18 protein-coding genes are annotated in these 17296 nt (G+C 64.3%); 7 read left to right on the top strand and 11 right to left on the bottom strand.

All coding sequences use genetic code 11. From position 1 onward, the window contains the following. Nucleotides 1–11 precede the first annotated feature (11 nt). The 4 genes from ACIPY2_RS17720 to ACIPY2_RS17705 form a co-directional block, all read right to left on the bottom strand. Nucleotides 12–1247 (bottom strand): RNA polymerase sigma factor, encoded by a 1236-nt coding sequence (locus ACIPY2_RS17720; protein WP_400267710.1) that lies wholly within the window; start codon nt 1245–1247, stop codon nt 12–14. 9 nt (nt 1248–1256) lie between these two features. Then, nucleotides 1257–1616: a YciI family protein gene (locus tag ACIPY2_RS17715; protein WP_400267709.1), complete on the bottom strand. Its 360-nt coding sequence runs from the start codon at nt 1614–1616 to the stop codon at nt 1257–1259. Nucleotides 1617–1708: 92 nt separating this feature from the next. Next, nucleotides 1709–2524 carry a class I SAM-dependent methyltransferase gene (locus ACIPY2_RS17710; RefSeq protein ID WP_400267708.1) on the bottom strand — a complete coding sequence of 272 codons (816 nt, stop codon included), beginning with the start codon at nt 2522–2524 and terminating at the stop codon, nt 1709–1711. A 103-nt stretch (nt 2525–2627) separates the two neighbouring features. Beyond that, the gene (locus ACIPY2_RS17705; protein ID WP_400267707.1) at nt 2628–3173 is read right to left on the bottom strand and encodes a MarR family winged helix-turn-helix transcriptional regulator; all 546 of its coding nucleotides are present in this window, start codon (nt 3171–3173) and stop codon (nt 2628–2630) included. A 151-nt stretch (nt 3174–3324) separates the two neighbouring features. Between ACIPY2_RS17705 and ACIPY2_RS17700 the strand changes: the two genes are divergently transcribed. Both ACIPY2_RS17700 and trxB read left to right on the top strand, forming a co-directional pair. Next, nucleotides 3325–5490: an MMPL family transporter gene (locus ACIPY2_RS17700; RefSeq protein WP_400267706.1), complete on the top strand. Its 2166-nt coding sequence runs from the start codon at nt 3325–3327 to the stop codon at nt 5488–5490. A gap of 75 nt (nt 5491–5565) precedes the next feature. Continuing rightward, nucleotides 5566–6543 carry a thioredoxin-disulfide reductase gene (gene trxB / locus ACIPY2_RS17695; protein WP_400267705.1) on the top strand — a complete coding sequence of 326 codons (978 nt, stop codon included), beginning with the start codon at nt 5566–5568 and terminating at the stop codon, nt 6541–6543. 13 nt (nt 6544–6556) lie between these two features. Here the strand turns inward: trxB and ACIPY2_RS17690 are convergent, their stop codons facing one another. The 4 genes from ACIPY2_RS17690 to ACIPY2_RS17675 form a co-directional block, all read right to left on the bottom strand. Continuing rightward, on the bottom strand, nt 6557–6700 hold the full coding sequence (locus ACIPY2_RS17690; protein WP_400267704.1) for a hypothetical protein: 144 nt from the start codon (nt 6698–6700) through the stop codon (nt 6557–6559). A gap of 200 nt (nt 6701–6900) precedes the next feature. Next, nucleotides 6901–7356: a prevent-host-death protein gene (locus ACIPY2_RS17685; RefSeq protein WP_400267703.1), complete on the bottom strand. Its 456-nt coding sequence runs from the start codon at nt 7354–7356 to the stop codon at nt 6901–6903. Nucleotides 7357–7406: 50 nt separating this feature from the next. Further along, a complete protein-coding gene (locus tag ACIPY2_RS17680; RefSeq protein WP_400267702.1) occupies nt 7407–8264 on the bottom strand; it encodes a prephenate dehydratase in 858 nt (285 codons plus the stop codon). A gap of 155 nt (nt 8265–8419) precedes the next feature. Then, nucleotides 8420–9832, bottom strand: coding sequence for an aldehyde dehydrogenase family protein (locus tag ACIPY2_RS17675; RefSeq protein ID WP_400267815.1), 1413 nt, complete (start codon nt 9830–9832; stop codon nt 8420–8422). Nucleotides 9833–10009: 177 nt separating this feature from the next. Between ACIPY2_RS17675 and ACIPY2_RS17670 the strand changes: the two genes are divergently transcribed. Then, nucleotides 10010–10645 (top strand): LysE family translocator, encoded by a 636-nt coding sequence (locus ACIPY2_RS17670; protein ID WP_400267701.1) that lies wholly within the window; start codon nt 10010–10012, stop codon nt 10643–10645. Here ACIPY2_RS17670 and ACIPY2_RS17665 read toward each other — a convergent pair. The 3 genes from ACIPY2_RS17665 to ACIPY2_RS17655 form a co-directional block, all read right to left on the bottom strand. Beyond that, the gene (locus tag ACIPY2_RS17665) at nt 10642–11133 is read right to left on the bottom strand and encodes a hypothetical protein (protein WP_400267700.1); all 492 of its coding nucleotides are present in this window, start codon (nt 11131–11133) and stop codon (nt 10642–10644) included. The genes ACIPY2_RS17670 and ACIPY2_RS17665 overlap by 4 nt on opposite strands. 34 nt (nt 11134–11167) lie before the next feature. Beyond that, nucleotides 11168–11851, bottom strand: coding sequence for a helix-turn-helix domain-containing protein (locus ACIPY2_RS17660; protein ID WP_400267699.1), 684 nt, complete (start codon nt 11849–11851; stop codon nt 11168–11170). 120 nt (nt 11852–11971) lie between these two features. Continuing rightward, nucleotides 11972–12562 carry a TetR/AcrR family transcriptional regulator gene (locus ACIPY2_RS17655; protein ID WP_400267698.1) on the bottom strand — a complete coding sequence of 197 codons (591 nt, stop codon included), beginning with the start codon at nt 12560–12562 and terminating at the stop codon, nt 11972–11974. A 121-nt stretch (nt 12563–12683) separates the two neighbouring features. Between ACIPY2_RS17655 and ACIPY2_RS17650 the strand changes: the two genes are divergently transcribed. The 4 genes from ACIPY2_RS17650 (at nt 12684) to ACIPY2_RS17635 (ending at nt 17241) form a co-directional block, all read left to right on the top strand. Further along, nucleotides 12684–14630, top strand: coding sequence for a primary-amine oxidase (locus ACIPY2_RS17650; protein WP_400267697.1), 1947 nt, complete (start codon nt 12684–12686; stop codon nt 14628–14630). 2 nt (nt 14631–14632) lie between these two features. Beyond that, nucleotides 14633–15070, top strand: a complete 438-nt coding sequence (locus ACIPY2_RS17645; protein WP_400267696.1) for a hypothetical protein — start codon at nt 14633–14635, stop codon at nt 15068–15070. Between the two features lie 88 nt (nt 15071–15158). Beyond that, nucleotides 15159–16454, top strand: coding sequence for an APC family permease (locus ACIPY2_RS17640; RefSeq protein ID WP_400267695.1), 1296 nt, complete (start codon nt 15159–15161; stop codon nt 16452–16454). Beyond that, the gene (locus tag ACIPY2_RS17635; protein ID WP_400267694.1) at nt 16429–17241 is read left to right on the top strand and encodes a hypothetical protein; all 813 of its coding nucleotides are present in this window, start codon (nt 16429–16431) and stop codon (nt 17239–17241) included. Before ACIPY2_RS17640 ends, ACIPY2_RS17635 begins: the two co-directional genes overlap by 26 nt. Nucleotides 17242–17296: the final 55 nt, after the last annotated feature.

Genomic DNA, 17296 nt, shown 5'->3' with positions numbered 1-17296 from the left:
TGTGAGCGCTATCACCAAGTCTCCGCGGAATCCAGCGCGGCTACCTTTCCCATCAAGTAGCGCCGCTCCTGGAGGCTTCCGGTCTTCTTCGCGGCGGCCAGGTAGGCTGCCCTGGCCTCGCGCGGAGAACCACTGAGTTCCAGCAGATGCCCCCTTACGGCGTCGAGCCGGTGCGCGCGACCCAGCGCCGTATCCAGCCCCTCCAACAAAGCCAGCCCCGAGTCCGGACCCTCAACCCGCGCAAGAGCCACAGCCCGGTTCAGCGTCACCACCGGGCTCGGCGCCACAGCCTCGAGGACCGTGTACAGGGCAAGGATCTGTGGCCAGTCCGTTTCCGCGTCCGAAGGCGCCTCGGCATGAACGGCAGCGATTGCAGCCTGAAGCTGATAGGCACCCGGACGTCCGCGGCCAAGAACCGAAGTCAGCAGCGCGATGCCCTCGCGCATCTGGTCCTTGCTCCACAGGCTTCGATCCTGCTCGGCCAATGGAACCGGTGTCCCGTCGGCCAGGGACCGCGACCTGCGTCGGGAGTCTGTCAGCAGCATCAGCGCCAGCAGCCCGGTGGCTTCCAGCTCGCCGGGGGCGGCGGCCACGAGCAGGCGGGCCAACCGGATCGCTTCCGTCGTAAGGTCTTCGCGCTGGAGGGACGCACCGGAGCTCGCCGTGTAGCCCTCGTTGAAGATCAGGTAAAGGACGTGAAGCACGACGCCGAGCCGGGCCTTTCGCTCGTCCCTCGCCGGTTGTTCGAAGCGGCCGCCGGCCTTCTGGATCGCTTGTTTCGCACGGCTGATGCGCTGGCCCACTGTGGCTTCGGGGACCATGAAGGCTGAGGCGATTTCCGCCGTCGTGAGCCCTCCAACGGCCCGAAGCGTCAAGGCGAGTTGCGACGGTGCGGAGAGCGCCGGATGGCAGCAGAGGAACATGAGGGTGAGGGTGTCGTCTGTTTCAGAAACGGAGTCCGGGATTTCGGTGAAGGCAGGCTCCATCGCTGCTGCCCGGTCTTCGCGCGTCCGCCGGGCGATATCGCTCCGCCACGCATCAATCAGCCGCCGGGAGGCGACGGAAAGCAGCCAGCTCCGGGGATTGTCCGGCACCCCGGACGGCCACTGCAAGGCGGCCTCAAGGAGGGCTTCCTGGACGGCGTCCTCGCAGGCATCAAACTGGCCGTAGCGGCGGACCAGCACGCCGAGGACCTGCGGCGCGAGCGTGCGCAGCAGGTCCTCGATGCGTGTATCCCGCGGGGCCAAGACCAAAGGCTAAACCTCCGGTGGGCCATCCGGGATGGCGCGTAGCTCCACCACTTGCGAGTACTTCACGATGCTGGAACAGATCTCCACTGCGCGCTCCTCGCTGGCGACATCCACTACCCAGTAACCGATCAGTGACTCCTTGGATTCGGCGTAGGGGCCGTCCGTGGTGATGACTCCATCCGGGGTCTGCTTGACGAGCTTCGCGGTACTTCCGTCTGCGAGCCCCGCGTTGAAGACCAGCTCGCCGGACTCCGTGAGGTCCTTGTCGATCTGGATCATGAAACCGATCATTTCCTTGACCCATTCAGGGTCGGCGGTCTCCATCATGCCCTCGGCGGAACCGAACATCATGATCATGTATTTCATCTCGAACTCCTTGTTGGCGGGCTCCCTGCTTGGGTGCCTTCACTCATAAGTCGGAACCAGGTTGGGGATTTCTACATGGTCCGGGAAAGTTTTTATGCTCGAGCGATGACTTCCCCGTTCGGGATGAGGAAGTAGCCGTCCTCCGTGGCTCCCCAGCGGTGCCAACCGGCGGCAATCCGGGCAAGGTCGGCCTCGTTCGCGAACCCGTATTCCAGTGCTTGCTCGGCGAAAGCGGAGTGCAGGACCCGCTCGCTCCAGACCCGGGACTGCCAGGCTCGCTGTTGGGCCGTGGCGTAGAGCCAGTTGCTGCTGCTCGGGGACACCTGGGCGAACCCGGCGTGCTGTGCCCACGAAACCAACCGGCGACCGGCGTCGGGCTCTGCGCCGTTACGGCGGGCGATCTTCTGGTAGAGCTCCATCCAGTCGTCGAGTTCCGGGACTTCCGGGTACCAGCTCATGCCGTGGAAGTCCGCGTCCCGCACGGCAACAATGGCTCCGGGCTTGGCGACCCGTCGCATTTCGCGCAGTGCCGCAACCGGATCGGTGAGGTGCTGCAGGACCTGGTGGGCGTGGACCAGATCGAAGGTTTCGTCCTCAAAGTCGAGGTCGTAGATGTTCCCCGTGCGGAATTCCACATTCTCCACACCGCGGTCCTTTGCGAGTTCGGCTGCCTGCGCAATGACATCCGGCGAACGGTCCAGGCCGATCACTTGTCCGGGCGAGACCATCCGCGCGAAATCGCAGGTGATGCTGCCAGGTCCGCATCCGACGTCGAGCACTGACGTTCCGGGAGTGAGATGCGGTATGACAAACGCGGCCGAATTCTCGGCGGTCCGTGAGGCGTGGGCCCGGACAACCGACTCGTGGTGCCCGTGGGTGTAGACATCTTCAGGCTGCTGCGCGTTCATAGGGAAACGCTACAGCTTGGCCTGTGGGTTTGGGTGGAACACGGCGCCCAACTGGGGGACAGCACATGTTCCACTGAGTGCTCATTGGGCCGTTTGGTGTCCCCTAGTTGGGTTCCGCCGCCGTGGCTTGCCGCCGGGCTTCGATGGTGGCTTCCACCATGTCCGTCATGAAACGGCGCACCAGGTCCAGTTCCGCCTCGCTGTACGCGCCCATGGCCTTTCCCATGCGCATGGCCAGTGGAAGAAACATGGCGCTGCCGTCACGGTAGGCCTTGGGGGTCATGCGCAACTGGACTTGCCGACGGTCGGTGCCCAAGCGTTCCCGGGTCAGGTGCCCCGAGGCGTGCAGGCGGTCCACCAGGGCGGTAGTTGCCGGGGAACTCAGGCGCAGCTCAGTGCGGAGTACGCCGGGTGTCACCACGCGGCCCGCTGCTGAATGCCGCATGACCACTGCCAACGCATTGAGGTCGGTCCTGTGCATGTCATTGCGGCCGCCCGCAGCGTCCACATAGTGGTTGGCTTCGAGGGTGAAGTCCTGCAGGAGCCGGACAAGGTCCTGCGGAAGGCCCGACGGCGGCATTGCACCTTTTGCTGCGGCGCTCGCTTCCGCGGCGGGATCTCCGGGGCGCTCGTCCCACGTATCCGACATCAGCGCCTCCTTACGTCTTTGCTGCCTTCCGGATATTACTCCCCGTCTCCGCTCCTGAAGGCATCAGGGGTGAAGTCCGCTTGATTAGTTCCATGATAGAGATACTCTATAGTCTAATAAATACCGCTCGTGCCTCGGAAAGTAAGGACTCATGAAGACGCAGAAAGTGCCGTTCTGGTTGCGGTGGCTGATCCCGGTGGTGCTGGTCATCACCTGGTTGGGAATAGCAGGGGTCGGCGGCCCCACGTTCGGTCGGTTGGACGAAGTGTCCTCCAATGACCAGGCCTCGTTCCTGCCAGCCGGGGCGGAAGCCACCGAAGCCGGTGACTGGCAGGCCAAGTTCCGCGACTCGGACGAGATTCCGGCTGTCGTGGTTGTCGAGGGCGACTCGGCCTTCACCCCGGCCCAACTAGGCGAAGCAGCCCAGCTGAAAGCCGACATTGAGGCACTCAAGCTGGGGAGCGCCGTCGTCGGTCCCATCCCTTCCGAAGACAGCAAAGCTGTGCAGTACATCGTGCCCATCGCTGAGTCCGACGAGATCCGGGATGTCGTGAAGGAACTGCGCGACGTGGTCCAGCCCGGGGCTCCCGACGGCATGCGGGCCTACGTCACGGGTCCTGCCGGACTGACCGCGGACCTGGTCAACGCCTTCGGCGGCATCGATGGAATCCTGCTGTTGGTGGCCCTCGGAGCCGTGTTCGTGATCCTCCTGCTGGTGTACCGCTCTCTCGTGCTGCCGATCGCGGTGCTCCTGACCTCGGTGTTCGCCCTGTGCGCGGCCATCTTGCTGGTGTTTGGCATGGCCAAGATGGGCTGGATCCAGCTGAACGGGCAAAGCCAAGGCATTCTATCCATCCTGGTGATCGGTGCCGCCACGGACTACGCCCTGCTGTTCGTCGCCCGGTTCCGTGAGGCCCTCACCCACACCACCAACAGGACCCAGGCGGTGCTGACGGCGTGGAAGGCATCCTTTGAGCCGATTCTTGCTTCAGGTGCCACGGTGATCATCGCGCTGCTGTGCTTGCTCTTCTCCGACCTGAACTCCAACAAGGCCCTCGGTCCCGTAGCTGCGGCGGGCATCGTCTGTTCGTTGTTCGCAGCCCTCACCCTCCTGCCGGCGTTCATGGCATTGTTGGGCCGCGCCGCCTTCTGGCCCTTCCGCCCTAAGCTCCTGCCCGACGACGAACGCGAACCCGAGCTGGTCACCGGCCTTGAGGGGCAAAAGGGTCTGTGGCGTGGGGTGGGCTCGCTTGTTTCCCGGAGGCCTCGAGTTGTGTGGATTGCCTCGGTGCTGCTGCTGGTGGTTGCGTCCGCCGGTGTTCTCCAGTTGAAGGCCAACGGTGTGCCCCAGACCGACGTCATCCTGGCCAAGTCCGACGCCGTCGAGGGCCAGGACGCCCTGGCGCGGCACTTCGACGCCGGCAGCGGCAGCCCCGCCGTCGTGGTTGCCTCCCAAGGCACCGCGCAGCAGGTGCTGGACAGGGTCAAAGCCGCCGACGGCGTAGGCGACGCCTACCTGCTCGCGGAAGGAAGCGTGCCGATCACCGGTGCGCCGGGGGCTCCCGCCGATCCTGCGGTCCGCGACGGCAAGGTGCTCATCAACGCGACGCTCAACAGCGCAGCCGACTCGATCGAGGCTGAAAACACCGTGAAAGCCCTGCGTTCGGCGGTGCGCGAGGTGGACCCTGCGGCCCTGGTGGGCGGGGTAACCGCGACGGCCCTGGACACCAACACCACGGCCCAGCGCGACCTCACGGTGATCATCCCGGTCGTGTTGGTGGTCATCCTCTTCATCCTGATGCTCCTGCTCCGCTCGGTGGTGGCGCCGGTGCTGCTGGTGCTCTCGGTGGTGCTGTCCTACGGCGCGGCGATGGGGGTCTCGGCCTGGGTGTTCAACGGGATCTTCCAGTTCTCCGGTGCCGATGCCACGGTTCCGCTGTTCGGCTTCGTGTTCCTGGTGGCCCTGGGCGTGGATTACAACATCTTCCTGATGAGCCGCGTACGCGAGGAATCGCTCAAGCATGGAACGCGGCCGGGAATCCTCCGAGGCCTGGGCGTGACGGGCGGCGTGATCACCTCGGCCGGTGTGGTCCTGGCGGCTACCTTCGCCGCCCTCGGGGTCATTCCCATCATGTTCCTGGTGCAACTGGCGTTCATCGTGGCCTTCGGTGTCCTGCTGGATACGGTCCTGGTGCGCTCGCTCCTGGTTCCCGCACTGGCCTACGACATCGGGGACAAGATCTGGTGGCCCAGTAAGCTCGGGCGCGGTGCCTCGGCCCGTCCGGAGCGTGAGCGCGAGGCGTCTGCGGTCCGGTAGCCCTTGATTGCCGGGCGGGTACTTGTTGCACTTGAACAAGCACCCGCCTGGTAGTCGCCGAGCAAGGAGATTTTCATGAGCAAGGAACAGCTGATCATCATTGGATCCGGTCCTGCCGGTTACACCGCGGCGATCTACGCCGCGCGGGCCGGGCTTGAACCGTTGGTCCTGGCTGGGTCCGTGACTGCGGGCGGGGCGCTCATGAACACCACGGAGGTGGAGAACTTCCCGGGCTTCCCCGAAGGGATCCAAGGTCCCGAACTCATGGACGGGTTCCAGCAGCAGGCGGAAAAGTTCGGCGCCAAGATAGTGTTCGACGACGTCACTTCCGTTTCGCTGCGTGGTCACCTCAAGTCCGTGGTCACCGGCGCGGGGGAGACCCATGAAGCTCCGGCTGTCATCCTGGCCACAGGTTCGGCCTATAAGGAACTCGGTTTGCCGGAGGAAAAGAAACTCAGCGGACACGGAGTTTCCTGGTGTGCCACGTGCGATGGTTTCTTCTTCCGGGAGCAGGACATCATCGTGGTTGGGGGTGGTGATTCCGCCATGGAGGAAGCGACATTCCTGACGCGCTTCGGAAAGTCGGTGACCGTCGTCGTCCGCAAGGGCGAGCTGCGCGCCTCCCGGATCATGGCGCAGCGGGCCAAGGACAACCCGAAGATCAGTTTCGCGTGGAACTCTGCGGTCACTGCCATCCATGGGGACGCAAAGGTTACGGGCGTGACGCTGACGGACACCCGTACCGGGGAAACCCGGGAACAGTCGGCGACGGGCATTTTTGTGGCAATTGGTCACCTGCCGCGGACGGAACTCGTAGCCGGCCAAGTCGACCTGGATGCCGAGGGCTACATCAAGGTGGATTCCCCGACCACATGCACCAACCTGTCCGGCGTTTTCGCGTGTGGCGACGCCGTTGACCACAGGTACCGCCAGGCGATCACGGCCGCGGGTACGGGGTGTTCAGCTGCCTTGGACGCCGAGCGCTACCTCGCGGCGTTGGAGGATGCGGACAGCATCGCGACGGCGCTGGTTGAGGAACCTACGCATTTCTAGCATTCGGCAGCGGCTACTTGGTCTCGTTGGGGTGGTGCGTATGCACTTGCTCCAGATAGACAACGTGCTCGACGACGAAGAACCAAATTCGGGCATCACCCTTGAGCGTTGGCTTGTGCTGCCAGTGCTCGTGCGTTGAACCCTGATGAGAGACCAAACCTAATTCGCCACGCAACGGGTAGTTGGCGGGCGTCATGACTTGGGGCGTCGGGTAAGGAAGTCCCAGGAGTCCGTGAACGCATTGCGGATGGTTGCGCGCAGATCAATGCACCCGCGCTTTGCCTGAACAGATGCGAAGCGAAGATCGTACTCGCTCTTCTTGGTAGGGCGCTCAACCTTGGAGTCCTTCGCCATGCCTTAGGGACGCTCTACGGGTTCAGATTCTTCAAGCCATTCAATGGGCTCGTTGCCCAGGCCAGCTGCTAGTGCCGTTGCCGATTCACGCCAAGCGGTTAGCTCGGCAATCGCCAAGTGAGGCTGATTTGTTGCGAAGGAGGCTCGGGCAGCGGCCAAGACCTCGCTCGCGCAAGTTTCCTGGTCGGCCTTGCTCAGCGCCAGCATCCATGGGAAGCGGTCGCTCATGCGGCACGCCAAGGTCCCCTCGGTGCTCGTGGAGACCGCTACGAGTTGTGCGGCTAATTCCAGCAGGGAAGCCCGCGCGCGATCTGCGCTCTCGGACATCAGCACAAGCGCTTCACCGTCACGACGGGTGACCCGGACCGGATGGTCAGCTGCGGCCGCGAAGACCTCAGCGGAAGACCTGCTGAGCTCAGACGATTGGAACGTAGTCCTTGACGTGGTGGTAGTGCTCATACCTACAGTGTATTCAGAACATGTTCTGAATGAAAGGCGGTCTGAGTCGCTCAGGCGCTGACCGTGTTCCGCTCGCGGTAGCCGTCCGCGGCATAGACGCCCAGGACGCGGACCTCGGTGGTGAAGAACTCCAGCTCCTCCAAAGCACGGCGAAGCCGGGGATCCTCCGGGTGGCCTTCCACATCGGAGATGAACATCGTGGCGGCGAACTCGTTGCCCACCATGTAGCTCTCCAACCGGGTCATGTTGAGCCCATTGGTGGCGAATCCACCCAGTGCCTTATAGAGGGCCGAGGGGACGTTCCGGACGCGGAACACGAATGTGGTGATGGCGGGCCCGGGCAGTTCTTCCTTGGAGGGCAGAGCTTGTTCCCGCGCCAGGACCACGAACCGGGTTGTGTTGGTGGGATCATCCTCGACGCCGGAGGCCAGGACGTCGAGTCCGTACAGGCCGGCCGCCAGCGGTGGAGCGAGTGAGAGCTTGCGGGGATCGTTCCAGTCCCTGACTTCGCGGGCAGACCCTGCGGTGTCCCCGGCGATCACGGGCTTCAGGCCGGCCTCGCGGATGATGCGTCGGCATTGGCCCAATGCATGGATGTGGCTGTGGACTTCGGTAGCGCCCTCGATGGTGCTGCCCGGGATGCCCAGGAGGTCGAAGCGGATCGGGAGGAAGTATTCGCCAACGATCTGCAGGTTCGATTGGGGAAGAAGGATGTGGATGTCCGCCACGCGTCCGGCGATGGAGTTCTCGATGGGGATCATCGCAAGGTCCACGGCGCCGGTGGAGACGAGTTCAAAGGCGTCCTCGAAGCTGGCGCAGGGCACGCTTTCGAGTTCGGGGAACATTTCCTTGCATGCGAGGTCCGAGTTGGCTCCGGGCTCGCCTTGGTACGCGATCTTTTGGGACATGGTGCTCATGGTTTCATGCGGGGCGTATGGCTGCGCAAAAGCGTCCACCGTATGGCCAACGCCGTGGTTGGCGCCCAAGTAGGGGACAGATAACGCTGCTACGAGGGCTCGTAACGACGTAATCTGTCCCCCAGTTGGGTGACGCGGGGGCGGGGTCAGCCGTTGATGATCTGCGGAACACCCAGGTGCTTGAGGCCTTCGGCGCCGAATTCCAGCCCGTAGCCGGACTGCTTCGCGCCACCGAAGGGCACTCGGGGGTCCACGGCGCCGTGTTTGTTGATCCACACCGTTCCGGCCTGGATGCGGGCTGCGACTTCGCGGGCGGCGGCCGGGTCGGAGGACCAGACTGAGGCGCCGAGTCCGACGTCGAGCGCGTTCGCCTTGGCGACGGCCTCATCAACGGTGCTGTACTTGATGATCGGCAAGGCCGGGCCGAACTGTTCCTCGGCGACGAGCGGGTTGTCGTTGTCGATGTCCGCCACGAGGGTGGTCGGGTAGAAGTTACCGGGCCGGTCGGCGTCAGGGTTGCCGCCCAACAGGATCCGGGCGCCGGATTCGCGGGCGGCGTCAACCAGGCGGGCGACGATGTCGTACTGCTGGCGGTTCTGCAACGGGCCAAGGACGTTGTTTTCGTCCAGCCCGTTGCCCATCGGCATTGCGGAGGCCACTGCAGTGAGCTCGGTGCACACGGCCTCGTACTGGGACTCGTGGACGTAGAGGCGCTTGAGGGCGGCGCAGGTCTGGCCCGTGTTGATGAAGGCGCCCCAGAACAGGCCCTCGGCGATGGCTTTCGGATCCGAATCGGGCAGGACGATGCCGGCGTCGTTCCCACCGAGTTCCAGCGTGAGCCGCTTGACGGTGTCCGCGGAGGAACGGATGATCGCCTTGCCCGTGGCGGTGGAGCCGGTGAACATGACCTTGCCGATGGCCTCATGTTCCGCCAACCGGGCCCCGACGTCGCGCCCGCCGGACACTACAGTGAGCAGGCCCTCGGGAAGTTCCTGGTTGATGATGGAGATCAGCGCGAGCACGGACAACGGCGTGTATTCGGAGGGCTTGACCACTACGGAGTTGCCCATCCGCAGGGCCGGGGCGATCTGCCAGACGGTGATCATCATGGGCCAGTTCCAGGGGCCAATGGCGCCCACGACGCCGATCGGCCGGTAGTGCAGTTCGGCTCGGGTTTCGCCGTCGTCAACTACCACTTCGGGTTCCAGCGGAGTGCCGGCGGTAGCGCGCAGCCACGCGGCGCAGGCGCCGACTTCGAAGCGGGCGTTCGGGCCGTTCAGCGGCTTGCCTTGCTCGCGGGAGAGCAGTTGGGCGAGTTCTTCGGCGGAGCGTTCGACGGCGTCGGCTGCTTTCAGGAGCGCAGCGGACCGGGCCTTGTGGCCCGAGGCAGCCCACTCGGGTTGTGCGGCGGCAGCAGCGGCGATGGCGGCTTCGAGGTCCTCGACGGTGTGGACCGGGGCCTCGCCGACGGCTTCACCCGTGGCGGGATCGAAAATGGTGCGGCTGTTCTGGCCGGGGGCTGCGGTGATCGAGGCCAGCAGGGCGTCGTAAGTCTCCATTGGTACTCCGCTCAGGTAGTAAGTCTTGGCGGCCGGTGAGGCGCGCGGCGATGTCTCCAGTGTGGTTGGCGTCACGTGGGGTGGTCTTGTCATTGGACGAACAAGCCTTGACGGCAAGCGAACGCTTTAGGTTCCCTTGGCTTTCACTACCCGCCGGTATGCCCGACAATCGGTCTTGTGACTCTCGCTTCCCTCGCTGCTTTCGCCGGTCTTTGCCTTATCCTCTCCGTGACTCCCGGCCCGGACACTTTCCTGGTGCTGCGCATTGCGTTGAACAGACCTTCAGCGGGAATTGCCGCGGCTGCCGGTTCCGCGGGTGCGGCGATTGTGTGGGCCGCGCTGGTGGGAGTGGGCCTGGCTGCGATCCTGGAGCAGTCGGCGGAGTTGTTCCGCTGGATCAAGATCGCCGGCGGGTTGTACTTGCTGTACTTGGGTGTGTCTTCGTTCATCAAGTCCCGACGCGCTGCGAAGGCAGAGGCGTCTTCCGCAGAAGCACCCCTGCCCTACAGCAGGCTCTCTGCGCTTGGTGCCGGAGCCCTGTCCACGCTCCTCAATCCAAAGGTGGGCTTGTTCTATCTGGCCGTGGTCCCGCAGTTCATCCCGCACGGTGGCGACACGATGGGCACCTCGTTGATCCTTGGTGTGGTGGTGGCTGTGATCGCCTTCGCGTATCTTTCGATGATCGCCGTCGTGGCCTTCAAAGCGATGCGGTGGTTGAAGAAGCCCAAGGTGAGCACGGTCGTCGAACGTACATCCAGCGGAATTATTGCGGGACTGGGCGTTGGAGTGGTGGCGTCGGGGGCTACGAGCTAGCTCAACGAGAGACGCAGACGTTCCACTCCCTCGGCACCTTCAGGCACCCGGTCGATAAGCCCCGGTTCATTGGCGAGGCGCCCCAACATATTTGCAAGGTGGTCCCGTTCAGCCGGCTTGTAAGTCACTCCGCGAAGGTCGGACGCCCGGACAACAGAGGCCAAGGTAAGGAAATCGTCGATGTGCCGCTGCCTGCCGGGGTCGTTGATGATGGTCAGCGCTGCGGCCTTACCGATGAGGCTGCCCATGAGCGTAGGCCGGATGACGCTGCCGGTCGCTGATCCTGCCTGAACGGCAACGGTCTCCGAACGCTCGAGCGCTTGCTGGCTGGCTGGTGCAGCAATTGTGGTCCCACCCGTAACGCCGCGTCCTTCGTAGCCCGCACGGTCGGAGCTCCTCGCTCCACGGCGTGCAGGAAGACGGCCTGGCCGCCGACCAAGACCCAGCCGTCGGGCATGGAGCCATGGATTTCGAAGACCGCCTGCCATGCTTCCTTTTGTTCGGGGGGGCATCGCCGGGAGCTCAATGGGCATGAATGCTCCCAAGGATTTCGCGTGCGGCCTGTTGTTCGCGGACGCCGGGCCGCTCTGCAAGGTCTGCCGCCACAGCAAGTGGTGGAAGTTCGTCAGGGATTTGATCAGCTGCCCTAAGAATGACATTGGGTCTCTTGCCGGAGGCCGGTTCAACCAGGAACCAGTCCTTGACGACGCTCTCTAGTTGGTCGCGTCGCACGTAGGCCTCCAACTCTGAGTTTGCCAGCAGACCGGACCGGGGGTGTGAAACCCCGGAGGGGTGGACTCGTTTGTCTTCACGAAGCTCGGCTATATCTGCCGGGTTGGAGGTGAACTCGAACTTTTCTGCGCGATTGGCGAGCCATGCAGCGAGGAGGTACTGGGGATCGAGAGAGTCCTGGAGCCGCCTGATCCGTTCGTTGAGGCGATGCCTTTCGATGGGTGAGAGCCCGGAGTATGCAAGGACAGAGCGCGGGCCTTCGTCCCACAATGAGGACATGAGCAACCAGGCGCTTCGCTCGGAAAGCGGGCGGCCCGCAGGTCTCCCCGGGCGGTATTGCGCGGCGTCGGCTTCCTCAACTATCCAGCGTCCACCGACCCGTTGCCCGCGTATGCGTCCGGAATTGACGAGATGGCGTGCTCGGCTCTCGTTCACATGGAGGCGGCTGGCCAATTCGGGGATGCTTAGCGCCATTTCATAATGGTAGCGGTATCGCTATGAATATGTAATGCCTCTCGGTGCAGCTTGTGGAAATTACACATTCATAGCGCTTCCGCTAGGAATGTGTAATCGAGCGCATGGGCCGCCGTTGCCTCACCCGGCCAGCAGCGCCAGATAGTTGTCCAGCTGGCCTTCAAGGTCCTGCGAAAAATGCTCTGCCGGCGATAGTGCTGCCACGATTTGGGCGCCCAGCATCATGTTGAGCAAGTGATCGGCGACGGCGGCATCCGCCAGTGGGGTAGCGATCTCGCCGGCCGCCCGGGCTGCTGCCGTGTGGGCGGTAATGGTGGTGTGCCATTGGCTCATGGATTCGCTGTGAAGGGCCGCCATGTCGGCATCGTTGAGTGCTTTTTGCCAGAACGGGATCACGATCCGGGCTTCATTGACGCGTTCCTCGTCCAGCGGGAGTACCTCGGTACAGAAGGCCCGCAGTGCGGCGAGTCCCGAGAGCCCCTCCGTCACGAGCGCGATGCGCTGGTTGGTCCGGTTGAACACGTGCCCGAACGCGGACGTGAGCAGGAGGTCCTTGGTGGGGAAGTAGGGCTTGAGGGCGCCGTTGGCAAAGCCGGCTTCCTCGGCAATTTCGCGCATGGTTGCGCCCTCCATGCCAAGCCGCGCGATGATCCGCCAGGTTGCGTCCACCAGTTCGAGGCGTCGCTGATCGTGATCGACAATCTTTGGCACGGAGGGGGCTCCCGGAAAATAATCGGCGGACAGGTCTTGTGACCCATCTTACGTTTTGGTTATTCTCTACAGCAATAGAAAATAAACCCCGACCCTCCACGATCCCGGACAAGAGGCAACCATGACGCCCACAGCAACTGATGTTTCCGCCCAATACGGCCTTGCCACCGCTGAAGAGATCACCACGGTGCAAGGCATCCTGCAGGCCTCCGGACACCTCGGGGACGCCAAGCGGATCGCTTACCTCGGCCTGGTGGATCCGTCCCGCAACACCTCCGCCGAGGTAGACCGCAGGTTCCGGGTGTTCATCCACGACATTTCCGGAGGCGCCCCCAAGGACGTACTCGTTTCCGCCACCCGCGGCGAGATCCTGTCCGCCGTCGAGCTTGATACCAAGGTCTCCGGCGAGCTGCCGGTCCTCGAGGAAGAGTTCGAGGTAGTCGAGACGCTACTGGCGACCGATGAGCGCTGGCTCGCCGCCCTGGCTGCGCGGAACTTGGCCGTGGAAAAGGTCCGCGTAGCACCGCTTTCCGCCGGGGTCTTTGAGTACGAGGAAGAGCGCGGACGCCGGATCCTCCGTGGGCTGGCGTTTGTCCAGGACTTCCCGGAAGACAGCGCCTGGGCCCACCCGGTCGACGGCCTGGTGGCCTACGTGGACGTGGTGAACAAGGAAGTCACCCAGGTCATCGACCTTGGCGTCATGCCGATCCCCGCCGAGCACGGAAACTACACCGACCCCGAGCTGACGGGGCCGCTCCGCGAAACCCAGAAGCCCATCAGCATCACCCAGCCCGAAGGCCCGAGTTTCAGTGTTACCGGCGGCAACCACGTCGAGTGGGAGAAGTGGAGTGTGGATGTCGGCTTCGATGTCCGCGAAGGAGTCGTCCTCCACAACCTGGCCTTCCAGGATGGGGGCAAGAAGCGGCCCATCATTAACCGGGCCTCGATCGCCGAAATGGTGGTCCCCTACGGTGATCCCTCGCCGATCCGGTCGTGGCAGAACTACTTCGATACCGGCGAATACCTCGTGGGCCAGTACGCCAACTCCCTGGAACTTGGCTGCGACTGCCTAGGGGACATCACCTACCTCAGCCCCGTGATCAGCGACGCATTCGGCAACCCCCGGGAGATCCGCAACGGCATCTGCATGCACGAGGAAGACTGGGGCATCCTCTCCAAACACTCGGACCTGTGGACGGGCATCAACTACACCCGCCGCAACCGCCGCTTGGTGATCTCCTTCTTCACCACCATCGGCAACTACGACTACGGCTTCTACTGGTACCTCTACCTGGACGGCACCATCGAGTTCGAAGCCAAGGCGACCGGCATCGTCTTTACCTCCGCGTTCCCGGAAGGCGGCTCGGACAACATCTCCCAACTGGCTCCGGGCTTGGGGGCACCCTTCCATCAGCACCTGTTCAGCGCCCGCCTGGACATGGCCATCGATGGCTTCACCAACCGGGTCGAAGAAGAGGACGTGTTCCGTCAGGCCATGGGTCCGGGCAACGAGCGCGGCAACGCGTTCTCCCGGAAGCGCACTGTCCTGACCAGGGAGTCCGAAGGTACCCGCGAAGCCGACGCGAAGGTTGGACGGACCTGGATCATCTCCAACCCGGAGTCGAAGAACCGCCTGGGCGAACCCGTCGGCTACAAGCTCCACGCCGAGAACCAGCCCACGCTCCTGGCCGACCCAGGCTCCTCCATCGCGAAACGCGCAGCCTTCGCCACCAAGGATGTCTGGGTCACCCGCTACGCGGACGACGAGCGGTACCCCACCGGCGACTTCGTGAACCAGCATTCCGGCGGCGCGGGACTCCCGGCCTACGTGGCCCAGGACCGTGACATCGACGGCCAGGACATCGTCCTGTGGCACACCTTCGGCCTGACCCACTTCCCGCGCGTGGAGGACTGGCCGATCATGCCCGTGGATACGGTCGGCTTCAAACTGCGTCCCGAAGGATTCTTCGACCGGAGCCCGGTGCTGGACGTGCCAGCAAATACCTCCGGACCGAACTGCCACGCCGCCGCCTCGGAAACCGGGTCTGACGCCGGGCACTGCCACTAGCCGTGGCGATCATTGCAGGGCGGGTCCGCGCCAACGGACCCGTCCTCCATCCCCGGATCTGCGCGGCCCTGACGGCCGTCTCCTGCGTGACTCACATCTGGCTCGCCGCCTCCGGCCACCACGAAGCCTGGATCGGTGCGCTGATGATTGCCCTCGCGGCGGTGTGCGTCCCCTGCACCGGACACATTTGGCGCCACAGCCCCGTCGGCGCGCTCCACCAGGTCACCGGCTCGGCCCTTGCCATGGTCGCCCTGCACGCTGTCCTGCTGCTCGGCGCGGGTGGTGCGGGACACGCGCACGGCGGCAGGCCGGCGTCGGGCGCTGTTGACACAAGTGGGGCAGCGCAACTGCTGCTGGTGATCGGCTTGGAAATCACGACGGCGTTGCTCGCCGCCACGCTGGTAGCCCGGCTCCGGCGTCGCGCGGCTGCGGCGAACTGACGAAGGACCGGAAGTTCGGCAGAATATTGCTGCTGGAAGGCAGTTTCCCCGCTTGTTGGCCCTACTCCGAACAGTGTTCAGTATGTAGGTGAGCAAAGCTGTCAGTAGTTCGGGCCTTGGGTTGTTCAGGGCGACCGGCATATATGTAGGCGCCATCCTGGGTTCGGGAGTGCTGGTCCTCCCGGCAATCGCCGCGCAGGTGGCCGGTCCGGCGTCGTTATTGGCATGGGCGCTCTTGCTCGTGTTCTGTACACCGGTGGCCTTCAGCTTCGCCGAAATGTCCCGGCAACAGCCCGACGCCGGTGGGATCGCGACGTTCGTGACCCGCGCCTTCGGAAGGCGGGCCTCAGTGGTGGCTGGCTACCTCTTCTACTTCGCCATTCCGTTCGGGGCGCCCGCGACGGCCGTGATCGGCGGGGACTACATCGCCCACGCGCTGGGCGGCGGACGGGAGACGGCGCTGATTGCGGCGGGGCTGATACTTGCGGCAGGTTTCCTGAGCAACGCGGTGGGGATCCGTGTCTCAAGCAAGCTGCAGCTGGGGCTGATGGTCCTGCTGGTGGCGCTCCTGGCCTTGGCCGTCGGGGTTGCGGCTCCGTACGCCAAGGCTGAGAACTTCACGCCGTTTGCCCCACACGGCTATTGGGCAGTGGGAGGCGCGGCGAGCCTGCTGTTCTTCTGCTTCGCAGGGTGGGAGGCCGTGACGCACTTGGCCGGGGAGTTCCGCAACCCCGAGCGCGACCTGAAGCGGGCAACGTGGCTGACGCTCGTGGTCGTCGGCGTGATCTACATCGGCCTGGTGGCGGCGTGCGTGGCAGTCCTTGGTTCCGGCCTCGCGGGAAGCAACGTCCCGGTCGCCGAATTGCTGGCCAAGGGGCTCGGGCCGGCGGCCGCTCCAGTGACCGCCGTGGCTGCGGCGGTTCTGACGTTTGGGCCGCTGAACACTTTTGTTGCCGGTGCCAGCAAGCTCGGGGCCCGCTTGGCGTCCGACGGCGTGCTGCCGCGGGCATTGGCGCGTGGCGCCGGGCCGGGGGAGGTCCCCTCGGTGAGCCTCGGAGTCCTGGGAGTGTTGGCGTCAATCTCCTTTGTTCTGGCTGCGACCGGGCTGCTGAGCATGGAGTTCCAGATCGGAGCGGCCTCGGCATGCTTCACCGCTGTGACGGCCTTTGGCTTGGCGGCCGGGGTGGTCCTGCTCCGCCGGGGAACTCCGGCGTGGTACGGGGTGATCGTGGCGGCGGTGGTGATGCTGGTGGTGCTCGTGTTCAGCGGCTGGGCACTGCTGGTCCCGGCCGGTCTGGGAGTGACGGCGTTGGTGGCAGGGCGCTTGTATTTGAAACCCCCGGTGCCACAATTGACGCATGGCCGCAGCGTGGTCAATTCGTGAAGGGTTCCGCAGCGGGCCGGATTCCGATGCCCTGCGTCGTCCCTTCTTCATAGCGGCCGTCGTCGTCTTCGCCCTGGTAGTCCTGGTGGAGGTGGGCATGTCGCTGGTACTCGGCCAAACCGCCGTCGAGCCTGTGTCCGCCGGAGATGCCAACAAACTGGGCGTTCCGCTTGATGTATTCCTCAAGACGCAGAAAGCCGATGCCGATCCTCCGGGTGCGGGCATCGGCTTTCTGGCGTTCCTGGATGGATTGTTGCTGTTCACGGTGGTGATGCTGGGGCTCAGCCTCATGATGGACCTGCGGACGTACGGACGGGTGCAGGGGATTGCGACGCTGATCGTGACCCTGCTGTGGGTGATCGCGGCGTTCCTGACGGCCATGCTCGCGTTGGCCAAGCTGTTCCTGATGATCGGGCTGTTCGTCGCCACGCCGTTCGGGACTCTGGCGTACTTGGCATTGTGGGGGAGCTTTCCGAAAGGGCAGGCCGCGGCGATCCTTGGGTTGTTGCTGCTGCTGAAGATTGTGTTCGCGGTGCTGCTGATCCTGAGCCAGCCGAAGTTCCTCAAAGTCACGGGGCTGGTGGTGCTCCTGGTGGTCTCCGTGCTGCTCCAAGTGATCCTCGGCGCGATTCACGGATTCCTGCCGGGACCGCTGGTGTCCATCGGGGACCAGTTCTGGGCTGTGGTGACTGTGGTGGTGGCGCTGGTGTGGGCGCTGATCATGCTGATCGGGTCCATCCCGGCGATCATCAATGCACTGCGGGTCAGTGGCTCGGCGGGGGATTAGTTCCCGCCTACCCGACGAGTTCGCGGGAAGCCTGCCTGTTCGCACGGAAGCTTCC

Origin of the sequence: Paenarthrobacter sp. NPDC089675, assembly GCF_044749185.1 — a bacterium.
In the GTDB taxonomy this organism is placed as follows: Bacteria; Actinomycetota; Actinomycetes; order Actinomycetales; family Micrococcaceae; genus Arthrobacter.
The sequence above is the reverse complement of the archived record's forward strand: the minus strand, read 5'-3'. Positions and strand labels throughout refer to the sequence as shown.